Annotated in this window: 18 protein-coding genes; 12 read left to right on the plus strand and 6 right to left on the minus strand. The window is 61.8% G+C overall.

The window, feature by feature from the left end; genetic code table 11:
• The first annotated feature begins 35 nt into the window (after window positions 1–35).
• Window positions 36–506, plus strand: a complete 471-nt coding sequence (locus ACY8D3_RS16550) for a nuclear transport factor 2 family protein (protein WP_462379904.1) — start codon at window positions 36–38, stop codon at window positions 504–506.
• 370 nt (window positions 507–876) lie between these two features.
• Here the strand turns inward: ACY8D3_RS16550 and ACY8D3_RS16555 are convergent, their stop codons facing one another.
• The gene (locus tag ACY8D3_RS16555; protein ID WP_462379905.1) at window positions 877–1,716 is read right to left on the minus strand and encodes a 23S rRNA (adenine(2030)-N(6))-methyltransferase RlmJ; all 840 of its coding nucleotides are present in this window, start codon (window positions 1,714–1,716) and stop codon (window positions 877–879) included.
• Window positions 1,717–1,916: 200 nt separating this feature from the next.
• On the opposite strand from ACY8D3_RS16555, the gene ACY8D3_RS16560 reads away from it, so the two are divergent.
• The 3 genes from ACY8D3_RS16560 to selO all read left to right on the plus strand — a co-directional run bounded on the left by ACY8D3_RS16560 (window position 1,917) and on the right by selO (window position 8,563).
• A complete protein-coding gene (locus ACY8D3_RS16560; RefSeq protein WP_462379906.1) occupies window positions 1,917–3,656 on the plus strand; it encodes a potassium/proton antiporter in 1,740 nt (579 codons plus the stop codon).
• A 76-nt stretch (window positions 3,657–3,732) separates the two neighbouring features.
• Entirely contained in the window at window positions 3,733–7,074 is a 3,342-nt protein-coding gene (mscK, locus tag ACY8D3_RS16565; protein WP_462379907.1) for a mechanosensitive channel MscK, read from the plus strand.
• Window positions 7,075–7,108: 34 nt separating this feature from the next.
• Window positions 7,109–8,563: a protein adenylyltransferase SelO gene (gene selO / locus ACY8D3_RS16570; RefSeq protein WP_462379908.1), complete on the plus strand. Its 1,455-nt coding sequence runs from the start codon at window positions 7,109–7,111 to the stop codon at window positions 8,561–8,563.
• A 14-nt stretch (window positions 8,564–8,577) separates the two neighbouring features.
• Here the strand turns inward: selO and ACY8D3_RS16575 are convergent, their stop codons facing one another.
• Window positions 8,578–8,937, minus strand: a complete 360-nt coding sequence (locus ACY8D3_RS16575; RefSeq protein WP_462379909.1) for a hypothetical protein — start codon at window positions 8,935–8,937, stop codon at window positions 8,578–8,580.
• Window positions 8,938–9,067: 130 nt separating this feature from the next.
• On the opposite strand from ACY8D3_RS16575, the gene ACY8D3_RS16580 reads away from it, so the two are divergent.
• From ACY8D3_RS16580 to ACY8D3_RS16600, 5 genes are all read left to right on the plus strand, one after another.
• The gene (locus tag ACY8D3_RS16580; RefSeq protein ID WP_462379910.1) at window positions 9,068–9,739 is read left to right on the plus strand and encodes a DUF2796 domain-containing protein; all 672 of its coding nucleotides are present in this window, start codon (window positions 9,068–9,070) and stop codon (window positions 9,737–9,739) included.
• A 4-nt stretch (window positions 9,740–9,743) separates the two neighbouring features.
• Complete coding sequence (locus tag ACY8D3_RS16585) at window positions 9,744–10,451, plus strand: ABC transporter ATP-binding protein (protein WP_462379911.1); 708 nt, start codon at window positions 9,744–9,746, stop codon at window positions 10,449–10,451.
• Window positions 10,452–10,453: 2 nt separating this feature from the next.
• Complete coding sequence (locus ACY8D3_RS16590) at window positions 10,454–11,716, plus strand: ABC transporter permease (protein WP_462379912.1); 1,263 nt, start codon at window positions 10,454–10,456, stop codon at window positions 11,714–11,716.
• A gap of 8 nt (window positions 11,717–11,724) precedes the next feature.
• Window positions 11,725–12,219: a DUF3299 domain-containing protein gene (locus ACY8D3_RS16595; protein WP_462379913.1), complete on the plus strand. Its 495-nt coding sequence runs from the start codon at window positions 11,725–11,727 to the stop codon at window positions 12,217–12,219.
• Window positions 12,220–12,333: 114 nt separating this feature from the next.
• Window positions 12,334–13,020, plus strand: a complete 687-nt coding sequence (locus ACY8D3_RS16600) for an OmpW/AlkL family protein (protein ID WP_462379914.1) — start codon at window positions 12,334–12,336, stop codon at window positions 13,018–13,020.
• 62 nt (window positions 13,021–13,082) lie between these two features.
• On the opposite strand, the gene ACY8D3_RS16605 is transcribed toward ACY8D3_RS16600, so the two are convergent.
• Both ACY8D3_RS16605 and ACY8D3_RS16610 read right to left on the minus strand, forming a co-directional pair.
• Entirely contained in the window at window positions 13,083–14,015 is a 933-nt protein-coding gene (locus ACY8D3_RS16605) for an NAD-dependent epimerase/dehydratase family protein (protein WP_462379915.1), read from the minus strand.
• A 9-nt stretch (window positions 14,016–14,024) separates the two neighbouring features.
• Entirely contained in the window at window positions 14,025–14,909 is an 885-nt protein-coding gene (locus ACY8D3_RS16610) for a sugar nucleotide-binding protein (protein ID WP_462379916.1), read from the minus strand.
• Window positions 14,910–15,436: 527 nt separating this feature from the next.
• On the opposite strand from ACY8D3_RS16610, the gene ACY8D3_RS16615 reads away from it, so the two are divergent.
• Both ACY8D3_RS16615 and ACY8D3_RS16620 read left to right on the plus strand, forming a co-directional pair.
• Window positions 15,437–16,219 (plus strand): hypothetical protein, encoded by a 783-nt coding sequence (locus tag ACY8D3_RS16615; RefSeq protein ID WP_462379917.1) that lies wholly within the window; start codon window positions 15,437–15,439, stop codon window positions 16,217–16,219.
• Between the two features lie 125 nt (window positions 16,220–16,344).
• Entirely contained in the window at window positions 16,345–17,625 is a 1,281-nt protein-coding gene (locus tag ACY8D3_RS16620; protein ID WP_462379919.1) for an MFS transporter, read from the plus strand.
• 68 nt (window positions 17,626–17,693) lie between these two features.
• On the opposite strand, the gene ACY8D3_RS16625 is transcribed toward ACY8D3_RS16620, so the two are convergent.
• A complete protein-coding gene (locus tag ACY8D3_RS16625) occupies window positions 17,694–18,200 on the minus strand; it encodes a single-stranded DNA-binding protein (protein ID WP_462379920.1) in 507 nt (168 codons plus the stop codon).
• A 22-nt stretch (window positions 18,201–18,222) separates the two neighbouring features.
• Window positions 18,223–19,602: an MFS transporter gene (locus ACY8D3_RS16630; protein WP_462379922.1), complete on the minus strand. Its 1,380-nt coding sequence runs from the start codon at window positions 19,600–19,602 to the stop codon at window positions 18,223–18,225.
• A gap of 465 nt (window positions 19,603–20,067) precedes the next feature.
• On the opposite strand from ACY8D3_RS16630, the gene uvrA reads away from it, so the two are divergent.
• Window positions 20,068–22,902: an excinuclease ABC subunit UvrA gene (gene uvrA / locus ACY8D3_RS16635; protein ID WP_462379923.1), complete on the plus strand. Its 2,835-nt coding sequence runs from the start codon at window positions 20,068–20,070 to the stop codon at window positions 22,900–22,902.
• Window positions 22,903–23,072: the final 170 nt, after the last annotated feature.

The following is a 23,072-nucleotide window of genomic DNA, read 5'->3' on the forward strand; positions in this document are numbered from 1 at the left end:
GCGAGCATGGCAAACCCCTCACCGGAGCCAGCCCCATGAGCGAATCCCGCCCGCCTCTGCCGCCCTTCGATGCCACGACCGCCGCCGAGAAAGTTCGCGCTGCCGAAGACGGCTGGAATGGCCGCGATCCCCAAAAAGTCTCGCTTGCGTACAGCGAAGACAGCCGCTGGCGTAACCGCAGTGCTTTCTTCAATGGTCGAGACGCCATCGTCGCCTTTCTCACCGAGAAGTGGCAGCGCGAGCGGGAGTACCGGCTGATCAAGGAGCTTTGGGCATTCACGGACAATCGCATCGCGGTTCGATTCGCCTATGAGTGGCACGATGCTCAAGGCCAGTGGTTTCGCTCCTATGGAAACGAGAACTGGGCGTTCGATGCCCAAGGTCTCATGACCGAACGCCACGCCAGTATCAATGACCTGCCCATCCGCGAAGACGAACGCCTGTTCCGCTGGGTCCAGGGCCGCCGGCCGGATGACCATCCGTCATTGAGTGAATTGGGGCTGTAGCGCCCAGGAACGCGACGTATTCGATGCATCCTGATGCAGGTGGAAAAATCGTGCAGGTTTCGGCTTTGCACGCGTGGAAAAGGCTTCGCCGTTTTCCACTCTACGGGGATCGCCGTCTTAGCCGTAGGGTGGGTTAGCAACGCGTAACCCACCGAAACCGTCAGCATCGCAACGCGTAACCGCACCCGCAAACAGTGCCCTCGGGAGCGCGGCCTCCCGGCATCGGGCCGCCGCCTCGCGGGCGCGTCGTTCGCGGTAAACGGTGGAAGCCCTTCGGCATTCCACCCTACGGCTATACGCCAGAGCCGTAGGGTGGATACCCGAAGCCATCCACGTAGAACGCGGTGCTCGACCAGGCAGACTGGCGCGATCAGCTTTCCGCGATTAGCCAGTCCAGTTGCCAACCGCCCTGGGTTTGCGCCAGTTCACTGGCAAGCCAGGCCAGCAAACGCCGCAGTTCGTCCTCCAGACCGTAAGGAGGGTTGCTGATCACGAGGCCCGAGCCATTGAGGCCGTCATTGCTCTCGGGAGAGTGAACCATCAACTCGGCGCGTAGCAGCTTCGGTGCGCGGCTGTGCTTGAGATTCTGATAGAAGCGCTTCAACTGGCGCGGCTGCTTGATGGGGTACCAGATGGCGACCACCGCCTGACGCATTCGGCCGATCGCATCATCGAGTGCGGTAACGCAACGCTCCATTTCATCCACCGCTTCAAAGGGTGGATCGATGAGCATCAGCAGGCGCTTTTCGCGAGTCGGCAGCAGCGCACGCGGCACTTGCCAGCCTTCTCCAAGATGCACCGCCACACGGTCATCATCGGCCATGTTGGCCTTGAGCGCCGGACCGTCTGCCGGGTGTTTCTCGTTAAGGTGCAGGCGATCCTGCTCGCGGCTCAGGCGGCGGGCGATCTCGGGTGAGCCCGGGTAGTAGCGCAGGGCACCATCGGCGTTGAGCGAGCGCACCAGCGCGAGATAGTCCGCCACTTCGGCCGGAACATTCTCGATCGACCACAGCCGTCCCACCCCTTCGCGCCACTCGTCGGTGCGGCTCGCTTCGCTGCCCAGCAGGTCATACAGGCCAACGCCGGCATGGCTGTCGACATAAGCGAACGGCGTCTCCTTGCGCGACATCAAATGGATCAGTCGGCACAGAACGAGGTGTTTGAGCACATCGGCGTGGTTGCCGGCGTGGAAGGCGTGGCGGTAATTCATGGCAAGCTCCTGACGATCGCGCAGTTTAACCCGTCGACAAGGCGCATTGGGCTACCGAATGTTGCCGTGCTTGCACCGCGCATCATCTGCGGCAATTATCGAAGCCTGGCGCACCTGCGCTTCAAACGCCTACTCTGACCCACGCCCTGCGCGCCCATGCGCGGCGCTACGCTGTTCGTTTCATTGCGGAGCTGTTTCATTTGGATGCCCACACAATCAACACCCTCTTCCTGATTGGCGCCGCCCTCGTCGGCCTCAGCATCCTGGCCAGTGCCTTCGGGTCGCGGTTCGGCATTCCCATTCTGGTGGTGTTCCTTGGCGTCGGCATGGTGGCCGGCCAGGATGGTCCCGGTGGGATCGTCTTCGATAATTACCCGGTTGCTTATCTGGTCGGCAACCTGGCGCTGGCGATCATCCTGCTGGACGGCGGCATGCGAACGCGAGCAGCGACCTTCAAGGTCGCGCTGTGGCCGTCGCTGGCGCTCTCGACGGTAGGGGTACTCATCACCGCGGGGCTGACGGGTGTCGCCGCGGCTTGGCTGTTCGATCTGACGTGGATGCAAGGGCTTCTGATCGGCGCCATCGTTGGCTCAACGGATGCCGCTGCGGTATTCAGCCTGCTGGGTGGGCGGGGCCTTAACCAGCGGGTGAGCGCCACGCTCGAGATCGAGTCGGGCACCAACGACCCGATGGCCGTCTTCCTTACCGTGACGCTCATCGAGATGATCGGCAGCAACACTACAGGCTCGCCAATCGACTTCCTCCTGCACCTCATCAAGCAATTCGGCATCGGAATACTCATGGGTTTCATCGGCGGCTGGCTGCTGCTGCGCCTGCTGAACCGACTGGTTCTGGCAAGCGGTCTGTACCCGTTGCTGGTCGTCAGCGGCGGCCTGATCATCTTCGCCGTCACCAACGCCGCCAGCGGTAGCGGCATCCTGGCCGTCTACCTCTTTGGTCTGTACCTGGGCAACCAGCCTATTCGCTCCCGGTCGGGCATCCTTCATATGCTCGACGGCCTGACCTGGCTCGCGCAGATCGGCATGTTCCTGGTGCTTGGGTTGCTCGTCACGCCGCACGAGTTGCTACCTATCGCGATACCGGCTCTGGCGCTGGCGCTCTGGATGATTCTGTTCGCGCGGCCACTGTCGATCATCATCAGCCTCTTGCCCTTCAAGGCTTACCACGACCGTGAGAAAGCCTTTATCGCCTGGGTCGGTCTGCGCGGCGCGGTGCCCATCATCCTGGCGGTCTTCCCGCTCATGGCGGGCCTGCCCGATGCGCAGCTGTTCTTCAATGTGGCCTTCTTCATCGTGATGGTCTCGCTGCTCCTTCAGGGCACCACGTTGCCTTTGGCTGCCCGTAAGCTGAAGGTCACGGTACCAGCGGATCCCGCCCCCTTCTCCAGGACGGGGCTTGAAGTGCATCCGACCAGCGAGTGGGAGCTGTTTGTCTACCGCCTGGGGGCCGAGAAGTGGTGCATTGGCGCCCCGCTAAGGGATCTGAAGATGCCCAAAGGCACCCGCATCGCGGCGCTATTCCGGGGCCGCGAGCTGCTTCACCCGTCCGGCAGTACCCGGCTGGCGGCGGGCGACATCCTTTGCGTGGTAGGCCACGAGAAGAACCTGCCGGCGCTGGGCAAGCTCTTCAGCCAGGCGCCGGAACGCGGCCAGGATCTTCGCTTCTTTGGTGACTTCGTTCTGGAATCAGATGCGGAACTGAGTGCGATCGCGGCACTCTATGGGCTCACGCTGGAGGATGCGGACGGAGCGCAGCAGCTCGGTCCGTTCATCCAGCACAAGATTGGTGGCCAGCCTATCGTGGGTGACCAGGTCGAATGGAACGGTTTGACCTGGACCGTCGCCCAGATGGAGGCCAACGAGATTCGCAAGATCGGTGTGAAATTCCCCGACGGCCAGAAGCCACTCGGGTTTTTCTGAGCCCGCCCCGCACATCGTCGGCATCGGTCGACGGTGCGCGGGTGCCTGTCGTCACTCTTTAATTCGGCATTTTCCCATGCGCTTTCTGCACGCTCTGACCCTGACCCTATTCCTCGGGTTGATCCCGGGTATTTCGCCCTGGGCCGCCGACGCGCCCACGCCAGAAAAAATCCAGGCCAACCTGGACTCGCTGGCCGATCGCAAGCTGCCGGAAACCGAACAGGCGACAGTGAGGCAGACGCTCGAAAACAGCCTGGCGCTGCTCAAGACCCAACAGCAAAGCCGAGAGGCCCTGGAAGCGCTCAGACAGCAACTCGCCGACGCACCGAAGCTGATCGAGCAGGCCCAGCGCGACCTGAAGCAGCTCAAGGAAACGCCGCCCACCGATATTCAGCAGCGCTACGCGAACGCCCCGATACCAGAGCTGGAAAAACAGCTGTCGGAGCGCAATGGCCAGCTCAATGAATGGCAGCGGGCGCTGAGCGACGCCAATAGCCTGATCACGACATCGCAAACCCGCCCCGAGCGGGCACAGGCCGAGATCGGAGCCAACCAGACACGCGCCCAGCAGATCAATCAGCAGCTGAAGAGCGGCAAGGAAGGCGCGGCGAAGTCGCTGAACCAGGACCAGATCGACCAGCTGAACATCGAGCTGGCCACGCTCGATATCCAGAATCAGTTGCGCCGTGCCCAGCTCGCTGGCAACAGCGTGCTCCAGGACCTCGGCAACGCACAGCGAGAAGTGCTGACCGAGCGTATCGCTCGGCAGGAAAAGGAAGTACTGGACCTGCAGTCGTTGATCAATGCGCGGCGCCGGGCACTTTCGGCGGAGACCTTCGCCGAGTTGTCCAAGGAGGCGGATAACGGCATCAGTGATGGGCTGCTCGCCAGCCAGCGAGACGCCAACCTGCGCTTCTCCGATTACCTGCTGCGGGCGACCGACCGCCTCAACGAAGTGACCCAGGACAACCTGCAGACACAGCAGCGCCTGGACAGCCTGAATCAGGTCAACCAGGCACTGGAAGAGCAAATCTCAGTCCTGCGCGGCAGCTTGCTATTGGCGCGCGTGCTCTATCAGCAGCAGCAGGCCTTGCCGACGGTCAAGCTCGATCACAACCTGGCCGAGCAGATCGCGGATATTCGGCTGTACCAGTTCGAGCTCAATCAGGAGCGCGACCAGATCGCCGACCCATCCGCATTCGTCGAAAAGCTTATCGCCGACAGCAACGACCCACAGGCGGTCGAACTGCGTGGGCAGTTGCTGGATCTGGTCCGGCAGCGGGCTGACCTGCTTGACCGCCTGAGCCGCGAGCTAAGCGCATTGCTCAGCGAATCCATTACCCTGCAGCTGAACCAGACGCAGCTTTCCAATACGGTCACCCAGCTCAACGCGACGCTCGAAGAGCAGATGTTCTGGATTCCGAGCAATTCGCCGATGGATGCAAGCTGGTTCCGCACCATGCCGACACGGCTGTGGCAGCAGATCACGACGCTGCCCTGGCTTGGAACAGTCCATGATTTGGGTGTTGGACTGACCCAACACCCACTCGTTTTCCTTCCGCTGCTCCTGGTCATCGGGCTGCTGACCTGGCGCCGCAAGGCGATTGCCGAGCGTCTGACCGTTACCCACAAGGACATCGGCAACGTCAAACGCGACAGCCAGCTGCACACCCCCAAGGCGCTGCTGTTCAACATCATGCTGGCGCTGCCGGTCGCGCTGGGTCTGGGTTTGTGCGGCTATGCGCTGTTGCTGGACGCGCGCGGCCAGAACGCGACGGTCGGCACGGCGTTGATCCAGATGGCGAAAGCCTGGCTGATATTCTATGCGGCGTATCGCATCCTCAAGCCCCAAGGCGTCGCCGAACTGCATTTCCGCTGGAATCCCGCGCAGGTGGCCTTCCTTCACAATGGGATACGCCGGCTCGGCCTGGTCGTGATGGCGCTGGTCGCCGTGGTCATTCTTGCTGAACAGCAGCCTGTGCTGCTCGCGGACGACGTACTGGGAATTCTGGTCGTCATCGCCTGCTACGGAATGATGACCTGGCTGCTCGTCAAATTGCTGCTGCGCGGTCCTGCCAGCGAAAACGCCCCGCCCTTCAGGCTGATGCTCGGGCTGATCTTCAGCATGCTTCCCCTGGCCATGATCATGGCGGTCGGCTTCGGCTATTACTACACCGCTCTCAAGCTCACAGACCGCCTCATTGGTACGCTGTACATCTTCATGCTCTGGACGGTCATTGAAGCCGCCGCCGTGCGTGGCCTCTCTGTCGCCGCGCGTCGGCTGGCCTACAAGCGTGCGCTGGCGCGGCGGGAAGCGCAGCTCAAGGAAGGCGTGGACAATCCGGAAGTTGTCGTCGAAGAGCCGGTCCTGGACATGGAGCAGATCAACCAGCAGTCGCTGCGTATCCTGCGCCTGGTCCTGTTCTGCCTGTTCCTGTTCGGGCTCTACTGGGTATGGGCGGACCTGATCGGGGTCTTCACCTACCTCGACAACATCACGCTCTACCAGTACACGAGCGGCACGGGCACGGCGGCGGTCCAGGTGCCGATCACCCTGCTCAACGTTATCGGCGCGCTGATCCTGCTAGGGGTTACCGTAATGCTGGCCGGCAACCTACCTGGTCTGCTGCAAGTGCTGGTCCTGTCGAAACTCAAGCTCGCCCAGGGCAGCGCTTATGCGATGACCACACTGTTGTCGTACGCGATCATGGGGCTGGGTCTGGTGTCGACGCTGTCCACGCTCGGCGTGAGCTGGGACAAGCTGCAGTGGCTGGTTGCTGCCCTGTCCGTGGGACTGGGTTTCGGCCTTCAGGAAATCTTCGCCAACTTCATTTCCGGCCTGATCATCCTGTTCGAGCGCCCGGTGCGTATCGGCGACCTCGTCACCATTGGCAACCTCACTGGGACGGTAAGCAAGATCCGTATCCGCGCAACGACGATTACCGATGCCGACAACAAGGAAATCATCGTTCCGAACAAGACCTTCATCACCAGCCAACTGATCAACTGGACGCTCACCGACACCATGACCCGTGTCGTCATCAAGGTCGGCGTGGCGTACGGTACGGACCTGGACAAGGTGCACGATCTGCTGCTCAAGGGCGCACGGGAGAATCCGCGGGTCCTCAAGGACCCGGAGCCCGGTGTGTTCTTCCTGCTGTTCAACGAAAGCACCCTCGACCACGAGCTGCGCGTCTACGTCCGCGAACTCGGCGACCGGATGGCCGTGGCTGACGAGATCGGGCGCTGGATCACCCGGGAATTCCCGAAGGAAGGTATCGAGATTGCCTTCCGGCAGGTGGACGTATTCATCAAGAACTACAAGGGCGACGAGCGTCAAATAGAGAGTAAGGTCGTGCAAGGCGCCGCGGGGGCCGCTGCGATCCAGAACAACCCACCACCGCCGCCTACGACGTGATGCCCGGCCTCGTCGGGCGCCATTGGAGATGCTTTTGAAAACGCTCGACGATCTGGTTTTCGACAACCGCTTCGCCCGCCTTGGCGATACGTTTTCCACGCACGTATTGCCCGACCCGCTTCAGGCGCCACGCCTGGTTGTGGCAAGCCCTGCCGCCATGGCGCTGCTTGACCTGCCGCCGAGCGAGGCCGAGCGTACCGAGTTCGCGGAGCTTTTTGCCGGCCACACCCTATGGAGCGAGGCCGATCCTCGTGCGATGGTCTATTCGGGGCATCAATTCGGCGGCTACAACCCCCGGCTTGGGGACGGACGAGGGCTGCTGCTCGGCGAGGTCATCAACGAGCGCGGCGAATATTGGGACCTGCACCTCAAGGGCGCCGGGCAGACGCCCTACTCGCGCATGGGCGATGGCCGCGCCGTGCTGCGAAGCTCCATCCGGGAATTCCTGGCAAGCGAACATCTGGCCGCGTTGGGTATTCCGTCCTCCCGTGCGCTGTGCGTGACAGGCTCGGATACGCCCGTCTACCGCGAGACGCGAGAAACCGGCGCGATGCTGCTACGCCTGGCCCCCAGCCACGTACGCTTCGGCCACTTCGAGTATTTCTACTACACGCGCCAGCACGACGCCCTCAAGACACTCGTGGATCATGTAATCGAATCGCACTTCCCGGCAGCGCTCGAGCAACCCAAGCCTGTCGTGGCCTTCTTCCGGGATGTGCTGGAACGGACAGCCGAGATGATTGCCTACTGGCAGGCTTATGGCTTCTGCCACGGGGTGATGAACACAGACAACATGTCCATCCTCGGCATCACCTTCGATTTCGGGCCGTATGCCTTCCTCGATGATTTCGATGCCAATCACATCTGCAACCATTCGGACGACACGGGCCGCTACAGCTACAGCAATCAGGTGCCCATCGCACACTGGAACCTTGCGGCGCTGGGCCAGGCGTTGACGCCGCTGGCTGAAGTCGACGACCTGAAAGCCACGCTGGATCTCTTCCTTCCGTTATACCAAGCCCATTACCTGGCGCTGATGCGGCACCGGCTTGGCTGGCAGAGCGACCGCGAGGACGATGCGGAGCTCGTCCAGCGCCTGCTGCAACTGATGCAAGGCAGTGCGATCGACTACACCGGGTTCTTCCGCCGACTGGGCGAGTCATCGGCGCAGGACGCCATGCGTGCCCTGCGCAACGACTTCGTTGATCTCAAGGGCTTCGACAGCTGGGCAGAGCAATACGAGAGGCGTAGCCCGGAAGAGCCGGAGGAGGCGCGCCGCGAGCGCCTGCATGCAGTGAACCCCAAATACATCCTGCGTAATTATCTGGCTCAGGAAGCTATCGAAGCCGCGCAGAACGGTGACTACCAACCCGTTCGTACCCTGCACGGCGTACTCTCGCGCCCCTTCGATGACCAGCCCGGGCGAGATCGCTATGCCCAGCGGCCACCTGACTGGGGTAAGCATCTGGAGATCAGCTGTTCTTCCTGATACGTGAAGCGGCCCTATTGGCCGTTCAGCTGCCAGTGGTAGATCTGGACGTGCGGGCCGCTTTCGAGGCGCACGTCCGCGCTGTGCCGGAGCCGCACCAATAACTTCTTGGCAGCTGCCGCGCTGCCGGTAAGCGCCTGCAGCGCCTCGGCCAATGCCGGGCCGTCCATCTGGCCAGCCTGACGTAGCAGGTCCTGTGCCGCCTCCCAGCACGGGTCTTGAGCTGTCGGCACGGGCGCGGAGCGTTGCGTTGCAGGCTGCTCGGAACGTGTTGAAGGTGAACCGGCCAAAGCGCCAATCCTCGACAGCTCGTGATCGTCCAGCTCGATGGTAAGGTCGACCGGCCATTGTCCGATCGTGCCGCGTATCTTCATGGTCCACTCCTGCTGTCATGCAGTGGGGAATCGTCCCATGAAGCGGTCAAACACGCCATGATCGGTAGCAGGCCGCGCAAAGTTGTTATAACGTTACGACCCTCATGAGCTCACTCAGGATGATTTCGCCATGCCCCGTCTGCGTTTCGCTATCCCATTCGCCCTTCTCTCGCTGCCCCTCGTCGTTGGCCAGGCCATGGCACACGAAGGCCACGATCATGATCACGCCGAGCATGGCAGCCTGGGGGCACACGTGCACGGCGTTGCCTCGCTGAACGTGGCGATTGAGGGAGAGGCCTTGGAGATTGCACTGGATAGCCCGGCGATGAATCTGGTCGGTTTTGAACATGCCGCCGCCAGCGCCGAAGACAAGGCCAAGGTCCAGAAAGCCCGCGAGCAACTGAAGCAAGGCAGCGCCCTGTTCGGCCTGCCGGCCGAAGCCAAATGCGAGATGAACGATGTCCGTATGGAAAGTGCCCTCTTTGAAGAGGGCGAAGGGCATGCGCACGGCGAACGCAAGCATGGTGATGGGCACGCCCACGGCGATGCCGAAAAGCATGCGGACCACGATCATGACCATGACCATGACCATGACCATGACCATGACCATGACCATGACCACAGCGACATCGACGCAGAGTACAGCTTCACGTGCACCAACGTGGGCGCCGTGACGGGTGTCGACCTGACCGGCTTCTTCAAGCAGTTCCCCGCCACCGAGAAGGTCAACGTCCAAGCCATTGGTTCGAACGGGCAGAAGGGCGAAACCTTGACGGCCGCACAGCCACGCCTCACCTTCTGAACACATGACTACACCCTTGATCGAACTGACCGAGCTGGGCTTTGCCTGGCCCGGCCAGCCTGAATTACTTGATATCCCACACTTCACCCTGAGCGCCGGCGAAAGCCTGTTCCTGAAAGGTCCAAGCGGCAGCGGCAAGACGACGCTGCTGGGTCTGCTGGGGGGCGTACAAACCGTCAAGCGCGGGCAGGTCCGCCTGCTCGGTAACGACCTCGCCGCACTGTCATCCAGTGAGCGCGACCGATTCCGTGTCGACCACACCGGCTACATCTTCCAGCAGTTCAACCTTCTCCCCTTTCTTACGGTGGGTGAGAACGTGGCGCTGCCATGCCGGTTTTCTCAGGTCCGCGCAGGGCGAGCCGAAGCGCGTCACGGCAGCCTGCCAGGGGCCATAAGGCATTTGCTGGAACAGCTGGGTCTCGGCGCCGACCTGCTCGATCGTCGCGCCGATACGCTTTCCATCGGCCAGCAGCAGCGCGTGGCCGCTGCGCGGGCACTGATAGGCAGCCCTGAACTGGTCATCGCCGATGAGCCCACCTCGGCGCTCGATGCCGACGCGCGCGAAGGGTTTCTAAAGCTGCTGTTCGCCGAATGCCGCGCCTCCGAGGCAGGCCTGCTGTTCGTAAGCCATGACCAGAGCCTCGCACCGCTCTTCGATCGGGACGTTTCCCTGTCGGAGCTGAACCGTGCAGCCCGGCCGCAGGAGGTCTGACGATGTATCTGTTGCGCCTGGCCCTGGCCAGCCTTTCCAACCGACGCTTCACGGCGCTGCTGACGGTCTTCGCGATTGCCGTATCCGTATGCCTCCTGCTGGCCGTGGAGCGCGTGCGAACCGAAACGCGCACGAGTTTCGCCAGCACCATCAGCGGCACCGATCTGATCGTAGGCGCCCGCTCCGGCTCGGTGAACCTGTTGCTGTATTCCGTCTTCCGGATTGGCAACGCCACCAACAACATTCGCTGGGAAAGTTTCGAGACGCTGACGAACCATCCTCAGGTCGACTGGGCCATCCCGCTGTCGCTGGGTGATTCACACCGCGGTTACCGCGTACTCGGGACCAACGGAGAGTACTTCAAGCACTACCACTACGGCCGCAATCAACCGCTGCGCCTGACCGAAGGCAAGTGGTTCGACGACCTCTACGACGTCGTGCTGGGTGCCGAGGTCGCGAAGGCGCTCGGTTACCGGCTTGGCGACGAGATCGTCCTGGCGCACGGTGTCTCGACCGTCAGCCTGCAAATGCATGACGACAAACCGTTCGTGGTGTCCGGCATCCTCGAGCGCACCGGGACACCCGTCGACCGCACGCTTCACATCTCGTTGGAAGGGATGGAAGCCCTGCACGTCGACTGGAAGAACGGCGCACCTGCACGCGGGAATGCGCGGGTCTCGGCAAACGATGCGCGCGAAATGGACCTTCAGCCCAAAGCCATCACAGCTACGCTGCTTGGCCTCAAGAGCAAGATTGCAACCTTTGCGCTGCAGCGCCAGATCAACGACTACCGCGGCGAGCCCCTCATGGCCGTGCTTCCGGGAGTGGCACTACAAGAGCTGTGGAGCCTGATGGGCACGGCTGAACAGGCGCTGCTTATCGTTTCAATGTTTGTCGTACTGGTCGGGCTGATCGGCATGCTTACGGCCATTCTGGCGAGTCTTAACGAACGGCGCCGCGAGATGGCAATTCTTCGCTCCGTCGGTGCACGGCCACGCCATATCGCAGGCTTGCTGATCCTCGAGGCCTTTGCGCTGGCGGTGGCAGGGCTCGTGTTGGGCGTGGCGCTTCTGTACCTGGGCATCGCTGTGTCCAGCGGTTACGTCCGCGCCAACTACGGGCTCGATCTGCCGATGGTCTTGCCAACAGCGCACGAATGGGGTCTGCTTGGCGGCATTCTCGGTGCCGCGATTGTGATGGGGGCCGTGCCGGCGTGGCGCGCCTACCGTCAATCGCTCACCGATGGCCTTTCCGTTCGTTTGTGAGATTGCCCATGCTGCGTACCTCCCTTCTCGCCTGCCTTGTGCTTGCCAGCAGCCTGGCGTGGGGGGCAGTACGCGAGCTGTCCTGGGAAGAATTGATTCCACCGGGCGCGGCGCCCGCGCCCGAACCCATTCCATTGCACGACCTCTCACAAGGGCTATCCGAAAGCGGCCCCGCGGCCATGCAGGCCGAGCCTGACGCCCCGGTCAATGAGCAGCTGAATGGCCAGGAGATCAAGCTGCCTGGCTATATCGTGCCGCTGGAAATCAGCGATGAAGGGTACGTCACCGACTTCTTGCTGGTGCCGTATTACGGGGCCTGCATTCACGTGCCACCCCCGCCGTCCAACCAGATCGTCCATGTGACATCTCCAAAAGGTGTGCGACTGGACGAGCTCTACCAGCCCTTCTGGATCGAAGGCCCATTGGACGTTCAGCAGAGCGCCAGCGAACTCGCCACCGCGGGTTATCGCATGGCTGCGCAGCAGATCTATCCCTACGAATAGACGCCCGGCTCGCCTCCCTTATTGATTGATGGCTTCATTGAGCCAGGTCAAAACACGCATTGCTTAGCTCCCTAACATGGACGGCAGCCAACGTTCATTTGTATGGAGCATGTCATGCGCAAGTCAGTGCTTACCCTTTCCGCCCTCGCTCTGGCCATTGCCTCACCGCTTGCCAGCGCACACCAGGCTGGTGACATCCTGTTGCGCGCGGGTGCCATTACGGTCGATCCGCACGAGAGCAGCAGCGATATCTGGGTGGGCGCCCTCGACACCAAGGTACCCGGCACCAAGGCCACGCTGAATAGTGACACGCAGCTGGGCCTGAACTTCGCCTACATGGTGACGGACCACGTCGGGGTTGAGCTGTTGGCAGCAACGCCGTTCCAGCATGACGTCGGTGTATCGGGCATGCCCGGTGCGTTCTCGGGCCTCAATGGCAAGCTCGGCACACTCAAGCATTTGCCGCCAACCCTGAGCGTCGTCTACTACCCGCTTGAAAGCCGCTCGGCCTTCCAGCCGTATGTGGGCGCGGGTATCAACTACACCTGGTTCTTCGATACGAGCCTGAGCAGCGGTGCCGAACAAAAAGGCTTCAGCGGGTTGGACATGAAGGATTCGTGGGGCTGGGCCGCGCAGCTAGGCGTCGACTACATGCTGACCGATCGCGTGATGCTCAACGCGCAAGTGCGCTACATCGACATCGAGACCACGGGCACGACCAACTATGGCGGCCAGAAGGTGAAGGTCGACGTGGATGTCGATCCGTTCGTGTATATGGTCGGCCTGGGCTACAAGTTCTGATCGCAACGCTGCCCGATCGACGTACATGAAAAGGCCCGGTATCGACCGGGCCTTTCTCGTTTCTACTGGCCCAGCAAGCGCGCCAACCCATCCTTTAGTGAAGTCGGCTCTCCTAACGCGTAGCTTGCCAGCAGGCGACTGTTATTGGCGCGGGAATGACGTATATCACCCGCCCGGGCATCCGCATGCGTCACCGGCGGCAGGCCGCCGACCAGCCCACCGATCTCGGCCAGCAATTGGTTGAGGCTGGTCGCGCGGTTCAGGCCCACATTGATTGCACCCGCATGAGATTGAGGCGCTTCCAGTGCCTGTACGAGCAATTTGGCAAGATCGCCCACATAGATGAAATCACGTGTCTGCTCTCCATCGCCAAACAGCGTGATGGCCTGCCCGGTGCGTGCCCGCGTGGTGAAAATGCTGATCACGCCGGAGTAAGGCGAGGATGGGTCCTGCCGCGGACCGAATACGTTGAAAAACCGGAAGATAGCCGGCTCAAGACCATGCTGGTGCCGATAAAAGTCGAGGTACTGCTCGCTGGCGAGCTTATCGACTGCGTACGGTGTCATCGGGGATTTGGGTGTGTCTTCGGCGATGGGCTCACCTTCGCCATTCGGCCCATACACGGCTGCGCTGGACGCGAACAGTACGCGCTTCACGCCTGATGTCCGCATGGCTTCGCAGACATTGAGCGTCGCAATGAAATTGCTGCGGTGGGTACTGACCGGATCGTCAACAGACGCCTGAACCGATGCTACCGCTGCCAAATGCGCAACGGCGCTGCATCCAGCCACACTGCGCTGTACCAGAGCAGCGTCAGCGACATCGCCCTCGACCAGCTCGAGGCGGTCGCTCGGCGCGGGCAGGTTCGCCCACTTGCCCGTCGATAGATCGTCCAGGACCCGCACACGGTGGCCGCGACCCAGCAGGGCGTCGACCAGATGCGAGCCGATGAAGCCTGCACCGCCGGTAACCAGAATTGGGGCGTCGCCGTTCATGATGATTCCTTAGAACTGTCTGTAGTAGCGGTCCAGCAAGGCCGGCAAGCCTGCGCGCCAGGCACGTGGTTTAACGCCAAAGGTATGGAGGATCTTCTTGCAGGCCAGAACGCCGTTTTGCGGCTCGAAGCGAGCGTCCGGCGTTGCACCATGGGGCTGCGGCGCAAGCTCGCAGACCGCGAGCTCCCGCCGTGTACGCGCTTCCGCCAGCACAGCCTGCCCCAGCGCCAGAGGTGTTGTCGCCTCATGGCCGCCATAGTGGTATGCGCCCCACAGGGGCGCTGCGCAGTCGAGCTGCTTCAAGACGGCCAGCAGTACCCTGGCGGCGTCATCGATCGGGGTTGGACTACCACGGCGATCATCGGCGAGGAAAAGCTCCTGCTGATGTTCAGCGAGCTTCAGAAAGCGATCCATGACGCCCTCGAGGCTGTCATCGAGCAACCAGCCGAAGCGTAACAGGACATGGCGAGGGCAAATCTCTCGTACGCTTTGCTCCATGCGCCACAATGCCTGACCGCGAATTTCCAACGGATTGGGATCATCCGTCTCGCCATAAGCCATGGTTCGGGCGCCATCGAAGATGCGATAGCTCGACGGCTGCACAAGAACCATGTCGTGGTGCTGGCAGAGTTCGGCAAGGCGTTCGACGGCACGCTCTTGCGGAGCAAGCATGGTTTGCTCGACATGCGCGGCCTGGAACCAGTCGAAGTAATAGGCAAGGTTGATGACGACGTCCGGGCGCGTATCGTCCAGCAGCTGCGTGAGGGCGGCGGCGTCCCAACCCGCCTCAGGCGGACGCGGTGCCAGGAAGCTGATGTCCTCCTCAGCGCCCTGGCGAATCAGAGCCTGGCCAAGAGCACTCCCCCCGCCCAGCAATAACAGGCGCATACGCATCGAATGATTGATCCCCTAATCGGTAAGTCGGTCCCTGCAGATGCAGGACCGAACAGCTAGCCGCGTATTCTGCGGGTTTTGCATTAGGACGTCACGCAAGCCCGGGAATCACAATTCTGGTCGGAGCCATATGCCCCGGATGATCGCTAAAGAGGCAACGAACCGCTCTAAGACGGGTGTCCAAAGGCCACTATACCGATCATCTGAAATACAGGACCACTTTGCGGTTTATCGCAACAAAACCTGTCAGCAGGCTGAACCACTTGGTGCTTTTCGACTCCAGAGCAGGACCCCGACGAGAGGGCCGGAACTTTCGCCTTTCTCGCCGTTGGCCGCTTCGCTGTCCCGGGTGATTGGCATGCAGTTTTTTGCCACTCAAGACACGTCTGCCGTTGAACACCGGAGTGACTGATACGACTTCCGCCGCTGGTATCAGCGGCCACGTTGCATAACAAATAAGGGCTCAAGGAATGGGCCAGCCGATTAGCGTGAAACGTCGAAACCTACAGTCTAGGAAGCCATACCAAATGCCCGATTTCCTGAAAGCTGACCCTCATGTCGTGCCTCGCATCATCGCCGACATGGAGCGACAGGGATACGCTGTCATTGAGGGATTTCTGTCCGACGAACAACTGGAAACCGCTCGCAACCACGTCAAGTTCGAGGTCGAGCGCCACGACCACGAATACTTCGCCATGCAGGGCATCGATGCCGTCAAAGGCAGCATCTTCGAGAACATCAGCGTGTCGCCATCAGTGACGAATCTGTTCCGCCAGATCTACGAGGCTGGCCTGGGTGAGCCACCGCGTTCGCCTGATATCTTCCCGGCCCTACGATGCTTGCAGGGCAGGACCGGCAAACGGGAGTCGTACTACTTTCATTACGACGCGGCGGCTCTTACCGCACTTATCCCATTGGTCATTCCGACCGAGGGGCGCTATTGCGGCGACTTCATCTGCTTCCCAAACCTGCGCCCGATTCGCAAGAACCTGTACTTCAACGTACTGGAGAAAGCGTTCATGCAGAACACCCTGACCCAGAAGCTCGTCACGTTTGCCGTCAAGCGGGGCTGGCTGAAGCCGACGACCATCAAGATCAAGCCTGGCAATGCCTACTTCTTCTGGGGCTACCGCACGTTGCACGCCAATGAACCATGCGATCCCAAGGTGCTGCGTTCGACCGTCCTGTTCCACTATGGCGAGCCGCACAGCCGTGACAACCTGGTATCGCGTATCTTCCTGGGTTGGAATTTCAAGCGCGCCCGCGCTATCAATGAACGCACCATGCGCAAGGAGCCTTCACAGGGTTAAGCCTTGCGCACACCGAAACGCCGCATTTGCGGCGTTTTTTTATTTCCCCGTGACGTCTCGATTACAAACCGTACAATCGTGCCGCTCCCCGCCCGCGACCCTCACCTGCCCTAATGGAGTCGGCCATGACCGAGGTCTCTCAGGACGCGATCTATCGCAAGATCACCTTGCGGCTCATCCCCTTTCTTTGCTTCTGCTACCTCGCAGCCTACCTTGACCGGATCAACGTGGGTTTTGCGAAGCTGCAGATGCTGGAGCAGTTGCATTTCAGCGAAGCCGCCTACGGGCTCGGCGCAGGCCTGTTCTTCGTGGGCTATATCCTGTTCGAGGTGCCCAGCAACCTGGTCCTACAGCGCGTGGGCGCCCGCCTGTGGATCGCCAGGATCATGGTCACATGGGGTCTCCTTTCCGGCGCGACCATGCTCGTTACCGAGCCTTGGCACTTCTATCTCTTGCGCTTTCTGCTCGGCGCAGCCGAAGCCGGCTTCCTCCCAGGCGTGCTCTTTTACCTGACGTACTGGTTTCCGTCCTACCGACGTGGCCGCATCATCGCGCTGTTCATGACGGGCCTTCCGCTGTCCAGCCTGATCGGTGGGCCGCTCTCGGGCTGGATCATGCGTACGTTCGACATGTCTGCCGGGCTCCATGGATGGCAATGGCTGTTTTTGCTGGAAGCCATCCCCACCGTCGTGCTGGGTATCGCCTGCCTGTTCTGTCTGCCAAACCGCCCTGCCGATGCCCGTTGGCTCAGCGCCGACGAGCGCCGTGTACTCGAGGAGAGACTGCGCGCCGACGAGGCGGAAAACCCCAGCCGCAACGTGTCGTTCCGCCAGGGCTTCTTCAACCTCAAGGTCTGGATGCTGGGCGGTATCGATTTCGCCATTTTGCTCAGCGCCTACGCGATCGGCTTCTGGCTACCGACCTTCCTACGCAACGCAGGTGTCGTCGACACCTTCGAGATTGGATTACTGACGGCCATCCCGAGCCTCGCCGCACTCGTCAGCATGCTGCTGCTGGGCGCCAGTTCGGACCGTTTCAGGGAACGTCGTTGGCACATCATCGTCCCCTTCCTGATCGGCGCCGCTGCGATGTTCGCGAGCACCTTCTTCAGCCACAGCCCAACCGGGACGGTCGTCTTCTTCTCGATTGCCTTTGCTGCCGTCATCGGCGCGGTGCCGGTGTTCTTCAGCCTGCCGGCTACGTTCCTCAAGGGGACAGCCGCCGCCACCGGGTTCGCCCTCGCGTGTTCGCTCGCCAATATCGCGGGCCTGGTGGGCAACTCGCTCATGGGGCTGGTGATGGAGCTCTTTCAGAGCGCGCAGATCGCCCTGTGGATATTCGCCGCGTGCCTCCTGCTGGGCGCCGCGCTCGTGATCGCGCTACCCGCCCGGGTCGTCAATCGCTGACCCAGAACGAGAAAACCCTGCCTTGGGGGCAGGGTTTTCAGATCTTTGCTACGTGCTACAGGCGTCGATCAGAACGGAATGTCGTCGTCGAAGCTATCGTAGTCCGGCGCGGGTTGCTGAGCAGGCTGCTGTTGCGGACGCTGCTGTTGCTCTTGGCGAGGTGCGGCCTGCTGGGGGCGCTGCTGACGCGGGGCACTGTTGCTGTAGCTGCTGTCGCCGCCTTCATTATTGTTGCGGCCGCCCAGCAGCTGCATGGTGCCCTGCATGTCAACAATGATCTCGGTGGTGTAGCGCTTGACGCCGTCCTTCTCCCACTCGCGAGTCTGCAGCTTGCCTTCGATGTAAACCTGGGAGCCCTTGCGCAGGTACTCACCAGCAATCTCGGCAACCTTGCCGAACAGTGCGACGCGGTGCCATTCGGTCTTCTCGACGCGCTGACCGGTCTGCTTGTCGGTCCACTGCTCGCTGGTCGCCAGGCTCAGGTTGGTAACCGCATTACCGCTGGGCAGGTAACGGGTTTCAGGGTCCTGTCCGCAGGTCCCGACCAGAATGACTTTGTTAACCCCACGGGCCATGACGTTCTCCTAATCTGTTCTTTCAGCACGCCGCCTGGATAAGACGCTCCAGCGACGCGCGGTCCAGTTGTTTGGTATCCATCTTCACATAGAGGGCAGCCTCTTCGGCCACCACGACGGCATCCGCCACTCCGGGCTCTGCCTTCAGCCGTTCAGCCAATCCGCTCACGGCAAGCGCCGCCGCAGAAAGCGGGACGCGCAGGCTGGTTACGTATGGAGGTTCGCGCATAGTAACAGCAAAGCCGAGCCATAGAAGAGCGAGCGCCGCACATCCGAGGTAAACCCCCGACAGACCGCCATGCTGGTACAGCCAGCCACCCATTACGCCACCCAGCGCGGATCCCAGGAACTGGCTTGTCGAGTACACCCCCATTGCGGTCCCCTTGCCGCCAGCGGGCGCGACCTTGCTGACCAGTGACGGCAACGAAGCCTCCAGCAGGTTGAACGCCGTGAAGAACAGCAGAACGCCAATCACGATCGCGCGCAGGCTATCGGCGAACAGCCAGAAGTAAAGTTCGCAGAGCATCAACAGGGCAATTGCCCCCACCAGCACATGCTTCATCCGCCGCTTCTTCTCGCCATAGATGATGAACGGCACCATGGCAAAGAAGCTGATGAACAACGCGCTCAGGTACACCCACCAATGCTGCTCCTTGGGCAAGTGGCCGCGCTCGACGAGCGCCAGCGGCACCGCGATGAAACTGGCCATCAGGATCGCATGCAGCGCGAAGATGCCGACGTCCAGACGAATCAATTCACGGTGGCGAAGCGTTCGGCCCAGCGCCTGCCTGGCGACGCCCGACTCACGATGCTGGAGCATCCGATCCGGACGCGGCACCACGAACAGGACGACGAACAGGCCGACCAACGCCATGGCGCCCGTGCTCCAGAACAGCCCTGAAAGCCCAAACGCTCCCGTCAGCAACGGGCCCGCGACCATCGCAATGGCGAAGGACAGGCCGATACTCATGCCAATCAGTGCCATGGCCTTGGTGCGGTGTTGCTCTCGCGTCAGATCGGAGAGCAACGCCATGACGGCGGCGGATATCGCGCCAGCGCCTTGCAGGACGCGGCCGGCGATCACCCCCCAGATGCTGTCGGCGTAGGCCGCAAGGACACTGCCTAGCGCAAATACGATCAAGCCGACGACGATGACCGGCAGCCGGCCGATCCGGTCAGAGACGATCCCCAACGGAATTTGCAGGAAGGCTTGAGTTAAACCATAGGCCCCGATGGCCAGTCCTATGAGAGCAGGCGTTGCGTCGGCCAGGTCCATGCCGTAGGTCGACAGGACCGGCAAGACCATGAACATGCCCAGCATGCGAAAGGCAAAAACCAGGGCAAGCCCGCCGGCAGCGCGGGTTTCACGGGCGTCCATGCGCTCACCGTGTGGGTCGTGCATCAATTACCTCTAAATACGGATGCCGCGGAATGCGGCGCGATTCTATCAGTACGGGTGGCATGTGTTGGTGTTTGATCACAGCCTTGATCGGGGTGCGATTGTCGCAGCCCTTACCCACTCCGCCTCGTGTGGACGTTCGTCCACGCGCACATTCCTGTTGCCCCCTACAAAGAGCGCGTGCGCGGTTTGGACCGTACGTCGCCATTGCCTTGGAATCGAGCGAGGCGCCCCCATATCCCTGGGAGTCGTCGCGCCCTACGCGGCTCGGGCTTCGACCTCATCCAACACGCCGCACGCCCGTATTGCAGCTTGCGCTCCGCGCCAGGCTTTCACGCGCTTCGCGCCCCTGCTCAACCCTGATCACACGCAATCCCCGTCAACCACGGCGGAATACCGCGCGTCTTTGCCGCTCGCTTTCGAGCCACCTTATACTCGCGGGTTTCCTGCCCGCCACACGAGGCCGTTTTGGACAAGATCCTGATCCGTGGGGCACGCACCCACAACCTGAAGAACGTCGACCTGACCCTGCCCCGTGACAAGCTGATCGTCATCACCGGCCTGTCGGGATCGGGCAAGTCTTCCCTCGCCTTCGATACCCTGTATGCCGAAGGCCAGCGCCGCTATGTGGAATCGCTCTCGGCGTACGCCCGCCAGTTCCTGTCGATGATGGAAAAGCCCGACGTCGACACCATCGAGGGCCTCTCCCCGGCGATCTCGATCGAGCAAAAGTCGACGTCGCACAACCCGCGTTCCACCGTCGGCACCATCACGGAAATCTACGACTATCTGCGCCTGCTGTATGCGCGGGTCGGCACACCACGCTGCCCGGATCACGACATCCCGCTCGAGGCACAGACCGTCAGCCAAATGGTCGATCAGGTCCTGGCAATGCCAGAAAGCAGCCGTCTTATGCTGCTGGCGCCGATCGTGCGCGAGCGCAAGGGCGAGCACCTGTCCGTGTTCGAAGAGATGCGCGCCCAAGGCTTCGTTCGCGCCCGCGTGAACGGCAAGCTATATGAGTTGGACGAGCTGCCAAAGCTCGACAAGCAGAAGAAGCACTCCATCGACGTCGTCGTGGATCGCTTCAAGGTACGCGCCGACCTGCAGCAGCGCCTGGCGGAATCGTTCGAGACGGCACTGGGCCTGGCCGACGGAATCGCCCTGGTCGTCTCGATGGACGATGAGAGCGCCGAGGAAACGATTTTCTCCGCACGCTTCGCCTGCCCTGTCTGCGGGCATTCGATCAGTGAACTCGAGCCGAAGCTGTTCTCGTTCAACAACCCCGCCGGCGCCTGCCCGACCTGCGACGGCCTGGGTGTGAAGCAGTTCTTCGACGCCCGCCGCGTCGTGAACGGCGAGCTGACCCTTGCCGAAGGGGCCATTCGCGGCTGGGATCGCCGCAACGTCTATTACTTCCAGATGCTGGGCTCCCTGGCGGCGCATTACGGCTTCAGCCTGGAAGTACCGTTCAACGCGCTGTCAGCCGAGCACCAGAAAGTCGTGCTCATGGGGTCGGGGCGGGAGAATGTGGATTTTCGCTACCTCAACGACCGTGGCGACATCGTCAAACGCGCTCACCCATTCGAGGGCATCATTCCGAATCTGGAGCGTCGCTACCGTGAGACCGAATCCCAGAGCGTTCGCGAGGATCTGGCAAAGCTGCTCAGCACGCAGCCATGCCCGGATTGCCGCGGCACTCGGCTGCGTCGCGAAGCACGCCACGTATGGGTAGGTGAAAAGACCCTGCCCGCCGTCACATCGATGCCGGTGGGCGACGCGTCGGGCTATTTCTCGGGGCTGACACTGACCGGGCGCCGTGGCGAGATCGCCGCGAAGATCCTGAAAGAAATCCAGGAACGCCTGCAGTTCCTCGTCAATGTCGGTCTCGATTACCTGACACTCGACCGCAGTGCCGACACCCTGTCAGGCGGCGAGGCCCAGCGGATCCGTCTGGCCAGCCAGATCGGTGCCGGGCTCGTCGGCGTCATGTACATCCTCGACGAACCGAGCATTGGCCTGCACCAGCGCGACAACGAGCGACTGCTCGGCACGCTCACCCACTTGCGCGACTTGGGCAACACGGTGATCGTCGTCGAGCACGACGAGGATGCGATTCGTCTGGCGGACTATGTGGTGGACATCGGACCTGGCGCCGGTGTGCACGGCGGGAGCGTGGTCGCGGAAGGTACACCGGACGAAGTGATGCAGCACCCTGCGTCGCTGACCGGTAAATACCTCTCTGGCCGTGAAAAGATCCGCTACCCGGCCCAGCGCACGCCGCGAGACAAGAAGCGTCTGCTCAAGCTCAAGGGTGCGCGTGGCAACAACCTGCGCAAGGTGGACCTGGAAATCCCGGTGGGCCTGCTGACCTGCATCACCGGTGTCTCGGGCTCGGGCAAGTCGACGCTGATCAACAACACCCTCTTCCCGATCACGGCGACGGCGCTGAATGGCGCGACGACACTGGAAGTCGCGCCGCATGACAGCTTCGACGGCTTGCAGCACCTGGACAAGGTCGTCGACATCGACCAGAGCCCGATCGGCAGAACGCCCCGCTCGAACCCGGCGACCTACACTGGCCTGTTCACCCCTATCCGCGAGCTATTCGCGGGTGTGCCGGAAGCGCGTTCCCGCGGCTACGGCCCGGGCCGCTTCTCGTTCAACGTGAAAGGCGGTCGCTGCGAGGCCTGCCAGGGCGATGGCGTGATCAAGGTCGAGATGCACTTCCTCCCAGACATCTACGTGCCGTGCGATGTCTGCAAGGGCAAGCGCTATAACCGCGAAACCCTTGAAGTGAAGTACAAGGGCAAGAGCATCACGGAAGTGCTCGACATGACCATCGAAGAAGCGCGCGAGTTCTTCGACGCGGTACCGGCACTTGCCCGCAAGCTGCAGACGCTCATGGACGTTGGGCTCTCGTACATCAAGCTGGGCCAGAGTGCGACCACGCTCTCCGGCGGCGAAGCGCAACGCGTGAAGTTGTCCCGCGAGCTGTCCAAGCGCGACACCGGCAAGACGCTCTACATCCTCGACGAGCCAACGACGGGTCTGCACTTCGCGGACATTCAGCAGTTACTCGACGTGCTGCACCGCCTGCGCGATCACGGCAATACGGTGGTGGTCATCGAGCACAACCTCGACGTCATCAAGACCGCCGACTGGATCGTCGACCTCGGTCCGGAGGGCGGCTCGAAGGGTGGCCAGATCATCGCTTCTGGTACACCCGAGGAGATCTCCGGGGTGAAAGAGTCCCATACGGGCCACTTCCTGCGACCCCTGCTTGAGCGCGACCGCGCGTGATGCAAACCAAGCCCCGCTCATGCGGGGCTTTTTTATCGTGCCATGGCGTTAAATTAACGAACGAACCGGCTAGCTGACCTCGAAACGAAGCTGCAGGTGGCGTTTGATAACTTTCCGACGAACGTAACTGCCCGCTTTTACACAGAAAACTGCGCGCCTCGCCAGGTCCG

It is taken from the genome of Pseudomonas sp. Marseille-QA0892 (assembly GCF_054950135.1).